Origin of the sequence: Ruegeria sp. HKCCSP351, from assembly GCF_017872535.1 — a bacterium.
Classification (GTDB): Bacteria; Pseudomonadota; Alphaproteobacteria; order Rhodobacterales; family Rhodobacteraceae; genus Ruegeria.
The window spans coordinates 1-8,119 of record NZ_JAEDOV010000020.1; the positions used below are offsets into that span (position 1 = coordinate 1).

The 8,119-nt window shown below is 56.7% G+C and carries 7 protein-coding genes and 1 pseudogene; 5 read left to right on the forward strand and 3 right to left on the reverse strand.

Annotated elements, in window-relative coordinates; all coding sequences use genetic code 11:
* The coding region (locus tag I9182_RS20175; RefSeq protein ID WP_209599456.1) for a mechanosensitive ion channel domain-containing protein at nucleotides 1–883 on the forward strand (883 nt) is incomplete at its 5' end.
* A gap of 26 nt (nucleotides 884–909) precedes the next feature.
* Entirely contained in the window at nucleotides 910–1,404 is a 495-nt protein-coding gene (locus I9182_RS20180) for a hypothetical protein (RefSeq protein ID WP_209599457.1), read from the forward strand.
* 95 nt (nucleotides 1,405–1,499) lie between these two features.
* On the opposite strand, the gene I9182_RS20185 is transcribed toward I9182_RS20180, so the two are convergent.
* Nucleotides 1,500–2,915 (reverse strand): arylsulfatase, encoded by a 1,416-nt coding sequence (locus I9182_RS20185; protein ID WP_209599458.1) that lies wholly within the window; start codon nucleotides 2,913–2,915, stop codon nucleotides 1,500–1,502.
* 202 nt (nucleotides 2,916–3,117) lie between these two features.
* On the opposite strand from I9182_RS20185, the gene I9182_RS20190 reads away from it, so the two are divergent.
* Complete coding sequence (locus I9182_RS20190) at nucleotides 3,118–3,825, forward strand: TetR/AcrR family transcriptional regulator (RefSeq protein ID WP_209599459.1); 708 nt, start codon at nucleotides 3,118–3,120, stop codon at nucleotides 3,823–3,825.
* Between the two features lie 362 nt (nucleotides 3,826–4,187).
* On the opposite strand, the gene I9182_RS20195 is transcribed toward I9182_RS20190, so the two are convergent.
* Complete coding sequence (locus I9182_RS20195; RefSeq protein WP_209599460.1) at nucleotides 4,188–6,077, reverse strand: amidohydrolase; 1,890 nt, start codon at nucleotides 6,075–6,077, stop codon at nucleotides 4,188–4,190.
* Between the two features lie 180 nt (nucleotides 6,078–6,257).
* Complete coding sequence (locus I9182_RS20200) at nucleotides 6,258–6,503, reverse strand: DUF333 domain-containing protein (protein WP_209599461.1); 246 nt, start codon at nucleotides 6,501–6,503, stop codon at nucleotides 6,258–6,260.
* Nucleotides 6,504–6,887: 384 nt separating this feature from the next.
* Between I9182_RS20200 and I9182_RS20205 the strand changes: the two genes are divergently transcribed.
* Together I9182_RS20205 and I9182_RS20210 are read left to right on the forward strand one after the other, a co-directional pair.
* A complete protein-coding gene (locus tag I9182_RS20205) occupies nucleotides 6,888–7,712 on the forward strand; it encodes an SDR family NAD(P)-dependent oxidoreductase (RefSeq protein WP_209599462.1) in 825 nt (274 codons plus the stop codon).
* A 280-nt stretch (nucleotides 7,713–7,992) separates the two neighbouring features.
* A pseudogene (locus I9182_RS20210) lies at nucleotides 7,993–8,070 on the forward strand (LysR family transcriptional regulator); the annotation flags it as partial.
* Nucleotides 8,071–8,119: the final 49 nt, after the last annotated feature.

Consider the following 8,119-nt stretch of genomic DNA (forward strand, 5'->3'; position numbering starts at 1 on the left):
GCGCACCTACCGGGATTCTGTCTTCTTCAACGAAACCATCCTCGCCACGCCGCGAGCGATCCTTTTTGCTTTCTTGAATTGGGCCACGCGCCTAGATGGCGGACTAGCCATCTTGATGGACCTCGCGATTGTAGCGCTGTCCTTCCTGGCCCTACTCTTCGTTGCACGGTTCGTGCGCTCCATCGCCCGAAGGTGGATTGGACGCGTGCCAACCATCTCGAATCTTCTGGAAGCTTTCCTTGAAGGAGTGGTCTTCTGGCTTGTCGTTGTCATTGGCCTGCTGGTGGTTCTAGCGAGCCTTGGCGTCAATATCACCCCGCTCTTTGCCATGATCGGTGGTGCCTCCTTCATTCTGGCATTTGCCTTTCAGGACACGCTTGGCAATCTCGCAAGTGGCCTGATGATCATGATTAATCAGCCCTTTGACGAAGGCGATTATGTCGAGGTGGGCGGCGTCGGTGGAACGGTAAAGTCAGTGAGCATTGTCGCTACAACCGTGGTCACCGGAGACAATCAAGTGATCGTGATCCCGAACAAGAACGTTTGGGGCAACGTCATCACCAATGTCACAGCCAGTGATACGCGGCGTGTCGATCTCGTATTTGGCATATCGTATGAGGACTCTATCCCCGAAGCGATGGAGGTCTTGCGGCGCGTGGTCACAAACCACCCGGCAGTTTTGAAGGCTCCCGAACCCAACATTCGCGTGCACCAATTGGCGGACAGTTCGGTGAACTTCATCTGCCGCCCATGGGCAAGAACAGAGGACTATTGGACGGTCTACTGGGATCTCACACATCAGATGAAAGAGGCGTTTGACGTGGCGGGGATATCCATCCCCTATCCGCAGCAGGATGTTCATATCAAAACGCAGGTAGGCTAGTGGCGGGACATTCCAAAGACGGCGGCATGCATACCGCAGCGACAGGCTGGCAAAGGCTCGATCGCGCCGCATTCGGCATTATCTACGGCGCCATTATGGTACTGAGCATCCTGATCGCCGCAGGCCATCACCCGCAACCGCCCTTTGAGACTGCTGCCGTACTTTTCGGCTCCGTTTTTGCCATAACGCTCGCAAAGGCGTTCGCCGAGCTAATGGCGCATGCACTCGACACAGGCGAACGCATGACGCGCGACGCATGGAAGAATGCCTGGCGACACAGCTCACCAACTCTTGCGGTCGCCAATCTGCCAACACTCTTCTTCATATTTGCGGGTCTTGGATGGATTTCTGCAGATCTCGCATCGACGCTTTCGCAGATTGTCGCAGTGCTGCTGCTAGCCGTGCTGGGAGTGCGTGTCGGTTGGGTCATCGACGGGAAACTCCTACCGGCAATACTTGGCGGCCTCTTCTCCGGGTCTGTCGGCTTAGGTCTCGCGATCCTCAAGCACCTGATTCATTAACAGCAAAAAATTGGATCTTTGATCCGGGGAACTTCGGTCTGAAGGACAATGCAGCCGGTCACGTCAGCACAAAAACTAACGGATGGCCTCTAGTTTCAGTTCGACGGCTCGTAGGGTTCCAGCACTCCGAACGGGACCGGCGGTTCCTCAACTAAGGTCCTCTCAAACTCCACGATCTTCTCGAAGATGACGGGCAGAATCCACGTGGACTCCTCCTGAATCTCGTATTCCTCTTTCGGGTCAGTGATGAGGTTGAAGACACGAGGCACATTAAGCGGGCGTGGCTCGCTGTTCATGTTCTCCAACTCGATCAGGTGGAGCTTCCAATTGCGCCACTTGTAGCCGTACACATCGTCGTTGTTGTAGATGATGAAGCCTTCCCGGTTCGAAGTGTCCTGCTCCCCCAGAAAGAAGTCGAGTTGATCGACGCCATCGATAATCCGATCTTCCGGAACATCGTAGCCAGCGGCGCGGCCCAGAGTTGGCAGCATATCCACCAGATGCACGATTTCGTTGCTGGTAGAACCCGCTTCGATGCGACCTGGCCACCGCATTAGGAATGGAACACGCAGCGATCCTTCCCACGCAGTGAAATAGTTGCCGCGCCATGGTCCGGCCGTGCCATGCCATGGTTGGAAGTACTCAGGCCCGTTGTCGCTCAGCCAAATGACGATTGTATTGTCTTCAATCCCAAGCGCGCTAATCGCGTCGAGGATTTGCCCGGAGCGGAAATCAATCTCGGCCAGCACGTCAGCATAATGGCCATTGCCCGTGATCCCGTCGAAATCGGGATGTGGCAGCGTTGGCAGATGAGGCTGCGTAAAGGGCACAAACGCGAAAAACGGCTTATCTCTTGAGACGGAACGTTCCATGAAATCGATGGCGCGAGCGGTCAGTTCGCTGTCAATCTCGCGTCTGGACTCGATGGTGTAGGGTTTGACGTCTCGAGGTGTTTCGTCGCGCTTCGCTTCCTGGATCATGGGTTGTCCACTGACCGAGGCATCAAACTGAAACTGGGACGAATACTCGGATTCGTCTGTCGTGTTCGCGACGCCATACCACTCGTCGAAACCTTGATCAGTGGGGAAACGCCCAGGCATGTCACCAAGGTGCCATTTGCCGAACATGCCGGTTGCGTAGCCAGCATCCGAAAACAACTCGGCCATCGTCACTTCCCAGTTCACCATGCCGTAAGGCACGCCCCAAACCACCCTGGTGGTGGCAGAACGGATTGGACGCCTCCCAGTCATCAATGCCGAACGGCTTGGAGTGCATTGCGGTTCGACATTGAAGTTCAGCAGCCTCATGCCCTCTGCGGCCAGCGCATCGAGACGAGGCGTTGCGGCCCCCCGTAGCTCTCCACCGCCGTACACGCCCAATTCGCCCCAGCCGAGGTTGTCGACCATCATTAACACGACACTGGGCTGCTCATTGGTCTGAGCCACAGATGAGGTGCCCCACAAGGCACAAGCTGCAATCGACATCAGGATTGGTTTGAGCGGATTTCTCATTTGGGTTCCCCCGTGTAGGTCCGAGTATTCGTGAAGCGACCGTTCCGGCAGGTCATCGACTCACGCATAGGCTATTAGGACTATCGTCCTAATCTTGGCGAGCAGATCGATCTGTGTCAACGTTGCGTTACGACCACTGTCAGAATTGGAACATGCCTATGGTGATGCTCCTCACCGGCAAAACGCAAAGCGAACTGGATCGATGGACAAGAAGATCGAAAGGTACATTCCCGAAAGGGTAACGTTCCTGCTGCGGGATTTGGTCGTCCAGCGCCCGGTAGCAAAAGAAACCCACGGGCTTTCCAGTGGTGACAGCACCAAGCGGCGGATACTTGATGCGGCCTTTACGCTCTTCATCGGCGCCCGAGCAGAAGACTACACGATGCGCAATTTGGCGAACGCCTTGGATATGCGCGTCGGCAATTTGACATATCACTATAAAACCAAGTCAGAACTCCTCGACAGCCTCGTTCGGGATCAACTCGCGAACTATGCGGACGACATTCTGATGTGCCTGCAAGTAAGCGAAGCCACACCACAGGCTGCGCTCGAAAGGGTGGTAACACTCCTTGTTCAGGACTTGCGCCGACCGGAGATCGCATTCTTTCCGCAACTCTGGGCACGTTCATTGAATGACGATGCTGCGGCCGAACTGATGGACAAAATCCACGAGCTTGAGCGACAGGTGATTGCAGGGCTGATCGGAGCCACCCGTCCCGACTGGCCGCAAGACGACTGCGAGTCACTAGCACTTCACGTCACTGCAGCAATTGAAGGGCTTACCTTGTTCATCGGGCGCAACAAGAAATCACATGGCATCTATGCAGCGCCCGAACAGGAGATCGTCCGGGTACTCAGAGTTGTGCTGGAAACGCCCGCCGTCCGAGCCAGTGCAAAATTTGAAACTTAAATTGACAGGCGGCTCCGGGCTCGATGCGGACAATCAGAGCAATTCAGTGAACGGCTGCCTTGCGGACCTTCCGGACCGTCGCCATGGTTGCCCTACCAGACGACCCCGGCCCAAAGCGGTCACACAAACCGCGCCAATGCTTCGCTTCGCCACAGTGGTCGTTCGGACAAAATGCAGCATCGTGCTTCAGGTTCTTCAATTTCGAAGAACCACTTTCCGGCCGGTTTTCGAGCCCCAAAAAGCGGGAATCTACTGGCGAAAATACCGATCTCCGACACTACAAGTCGCACATATAGGGGCAGCCCTACCTTGCAGCTTTCCCGCTTCGTCAACCTATCAATGCCTACTCGCCCTCTCTTTCCTCAGAGGTGGGCATGGACCACCGAGAGGGCATGGTGGAGGGCGCGATTGGCAAAATCGGTCGCCTCAGGCGTCGCCCTGGTCGGAACTCTCGCGTCTTTTTGGTACGCATCTGAAACCTTCAGCACTCGTCCCTCCATGACTGTGCCCCAGACGCCGATATCCTTGATCGTCATCGGGTCGACGGTGATCGGGTTCTCGGTGAGAATGGTGAAATTGGCGAGCTTGCCAGGCTCGATGCTTCCGCGCTCATCCTCAAGCCGGTGCGACCAGGCGGCGTTGATGGTCACCCCTCGCAACGCCTGCTCTGCACTTACACGCTGGTTCTCTCCAGCAACCCGGCCAGAGCTCGTCACCCGATTCACCGCGCACCACATCAGGAATAACGGATCGCCCGGCGCCATCGGCATGTCGGAATGCAGTGACCAGGAAATACCTGCGCGTTCCAAATCCGCCAGCCGTACCATCTGGTCGGCACGCTCCGGGCCTAGGCCGGTTTCGCTGTAGCGATCCGAAAGCGCCGTGACGTAATATGGGTTCGCGCTGACAATCGCACCGAGCTTGCGGATGCGCTCGATTTGGTCCGGAGCGCTGACGGCGAAATGCACGATCACCGTACGATGGTCATAGCGCGGGTTGCGACGCAGGTTCTCCTCCAACGCGTTCAGCACCCGGTCGAGTCCGGCATCGCCGTTAACATGCACATGCACCTGGTAACCGGCATCCCAGTAGATGCGGAAGGCGCGCTCGAAGGCGTCAAGATCCATCATCCATTCGCCGCGATAATCGCCGATGGGCGGCTGGCGCAGCTGGATCGCGAGCGAGTAGATCGCGCCATCGGCAAAGAGTTTCACGGTCTTCTTTTTCATGCTGGTCATGCCGGAATACCAGTCTTCCAGCGCCAGCGCGGCTGGGATCACCTGGTCATCGTCCTTGTTAGCGGCAACAAGGCTCTTGCCGTCGGCGATGAAGCTCCAGCGGAAGGGCATGGAGGGGGGCGACATTACCTCGTTCACTGCGTCCTGCACAGGCTTGGCGAGGATACCGCCCGGCTCGTTGCCATAAGTCACGCCCTTGGCATGCATGTAGTCGCGCATCAGCTCCAGCCCGGCGCGAAACTTGTCGGGATCCGCCACCATCGGCGCGATCTGGGGCAGGACGGCAAACAATCCCTGCTCCCAGAAATGGCCGTCCCGATAGCTCGACTGGGCGTTGGCAGATGGGGACCAGCCCGCCATGAGCTCCTCGGTCACGCCGGCCTTCTCCATCGCCGCCGTGTTCAGGATGAATTCATGGCAGGATCGGGCCCAGGCGAAGATCGGGCGCGTGGTGCTGATCCTGTCGAGATCGCCGCGGGTCAGCGGTCCGTAGAAGGCCGCATGGTAGCCCCAGGTGAGCAAAGGCTCGTCAGGATCGCCAAGCGCGGCCTCTGCAGCGGCGAGGCGGGTCATGAAATCGTCCTTTTCCTTCACAGCGGGGACGGTGCCGCCAGGCAAGTCCCAGTCCTCTATGGCGAGGATATGCGAAGACATGGTCAGCCCGGCAAGGACCGGGTGGTCATGCTGCGCGATGAAGCCGGGGACGATTACATGGTTTTCGAACCTGCGGTCGACATCATGGGGCTGGTCTCCCAGCACGGCCTCGACCTCATCGAGCGTGCCGATGGCGAGAATACGGCCGTTCACGACGGCCACCGCCTGTGCGATGGAGCGGTCGGGGTCGAGCGTGAGGATCTCGCGGGCGGTGAAAATGGTTGCCGTATCGAGATCCAGCATGGCGCCGCCGATATCTGACAGCGAGCTTGCGTCGGCCCAACCCATTCCCGGAAGCGCCATCGCGGTGGAACTGGCAAGCGCGGCCTTGAGGAAAAGTCGTCTCTGAATCATCGGCATGGTTTCTCCTCTTCATCAGCAATAGCGGCGGGATTCGTCGGGGAGCAGAAACCAGTATGAGCCTTGGTCACATCGGTTGCCGTCATTTAATATTCTGGTCCGCAACAAGCCCCTATCAACGTAACAGAAACTGCCGAAACGGCGCCACCCGCACTCGATCTCGAGGCGTCGTCCAGTTGGTCAGGACCCTCCGTCCTTGGCCTTGTCCCAGTTCTCGCGGAAATACTCCCATTCATCGACCTTGGTGCCATCCGGAAGGATGCAATACCCGCGCTGTCCGTCAGCTTCGGTTTCGATCACAGATTTCCCACCGCTTTCGACACAGAAAACAGATGCCGGATTGGCAATTGTAGTTTGAGCGGTTGCGAGCGCTGGCAACGCGGCAAGAATGATCATCGGAAAGCTTGGGAAAACAATCTTTATCATATGGATACCTCCTATGAAAGAAAGCTATCTGTGCTCGTCTGAACTCTACAGCGCCGGACGGACGGGTCAATATAGTTACCCTCGCCCATTTGCGGTTTCCCGCCTTCCTTTTAGTGGCATTTCAACGGCGCCGAATTGAAGCATTTCACGCCCCTCGCTGCTCTGGTTGAGCTCGGAGAAGTCCGGCCTCTCTCCTTCGGACCTATGCTGGCCTCTTGTCCAGAGTATCGGCTCGGAGCGGACGTTCGTCCAGATCGCTGTCAAATCTGCAACGGGCTCAGTGCCGACGGTCAGCCCGAATTGTGCGAAAGACAGCTTCCGAAAGTCGAATGTCGGCACATTGGGCCAAGCCATTGAAACCAAGACATCGTCTCAATTCTTTCTATGTCTGCTTTCGGGGCTGGGCTACAGCACGTACCGCTGCATCGCCGCAAGGCTGCTTCGAGCGCAAAGCGGACGACACTTGCGTCCAATGATGAAAAAGCCGAGCTTGGCTTTATGACTGATGAAGCGAGAAGAAAAACGATGGTCGTGGGTGCGACTGGCGGCATAGGCAGCGTTGTAGCTCTTAGGCGGGCACGAGAAGGCGACGCCATTACTTTGATCGGACGGGACCACGTGAAGCTGTCTACCGTAGCTGATAGGATCGGCAATGGACACGGCAAGCCAGGAGTTCTAACCGTGGACCTCGGTGACATGGATGCCTGCGCCAAATGCATTCATGAGGCCGCCGCATTGATGGGAGGTCTCGACACCTTTATTTTTTGCGCAGGCGCGCATGCAAGAGCTCGAACACCGGAAGCGGACCTGCCAAGCTGGGACCACGTGCTGGATGTGAATTTTCGTTCGTTCGTCCATCTAATCCGAAAGGGCATTGTTCCTATCAATGCATCCGGACGCGGCGCAATCATAGCCATAGGTTCGATCCCTTACGCCCACGCCGGTGCGGGGATGAATCATGCTGCCAAGCGGGCACTCACCGGCTTTTGCGAGGCACTCTTCGAAGATGTTCGCGAGTTTGGAACAAAGGTAAGTATGATACACCCTGGCTTTGTCGCTACATCCATGTCAGCGTCACCGAGGCTTCAATCGGATTTGATGATCCAGCCAGAAGATGTTTCTGACGCCGTCCAGTATGTCTTGCAATCCGCTCCTACCGCGTGCCCGACCGAGATCGTTATCCGCCCACAACGATCACCCTACAATTGAATTTCTCCAATATCGGTTGAAACCACATCGTCTTCTAAGCGTAAGAGCGGCTAAGCTTACTTGAATTTTCTCTGATAGAATTTGTTGGGGCTCGCGCTCAGAACACGAAAGCGGACATTGATACGTTGAAGCAACTAGCTGCCGCCGATAGAGTTTCATAGAGAGGTTTGCTGTTATGTACACCCTGATTGACACTGTGGTTGTGGGCGGAGGTCAAGCTGGTCTTTCCGTTAGCTGGCACTTAAAGCAGGCTGGTCGTGATCACGTTGAGCAGCCTCATCTGACCTGGCTGCGCGCATTCGAAGCGTCGGCCAGGCATCTGAGCTTTACCCATGCGGCGCAGGAACTGAACTGGACCTGTCCCATTTTTGTGCCGCCCCAAGTGCTCGTTTAGGCCACTTTCCGTT

What these genes read in the sequence shown, in the direction of transcription:
- I9182_RS20180 (WP_209599457.1), top strand. Translation starts at nt 910, where the DNA reads ATGCATACCGCAGCGACAGGCTGGCAAAGGCTCGATCGCGCCGCATTC.
- I9182_RS20185 (WP_209599458.1), bottom strand. Translation starts at nt 2,915, where the DNA reads ATGAGAAATCCGCTCAAACCAATCCTGATGTCGATTGCAGCTTGTGCC.
- I9182_RS20190 (WP_209599459.1), top strand. Translation starts at nt 3,118, where the DNA reads ATGGACAAGAAGATCGAAAGGTACATTCCCGAAAGGGTAACGTTCCTG.
- I9182_RS20195 (WP_209599460.1), bottom strand. Translation starts at nt 6,077, where the DNA reads ATGCCGATGATTCAGAGACGACTTTTCCTCAAGGCCGCGCTTGCCAGT.
- I9182_RS20200 (WP_209599461.1), bottom strand. Translation starts at nt 6,503, where the DNA reads ATGATAAAGATTGTTTTCCCAAGCTTTCCGATGATCATTCTTGCCGCG.
- I9182_RS20205 (WP_209599462.1), top strand. Translation starts at nt 6,888, where the DNA reads ATGTCTGCTTTCGGGGCTGGGCTACAGCACGTACCGCTGCATCGCCGC.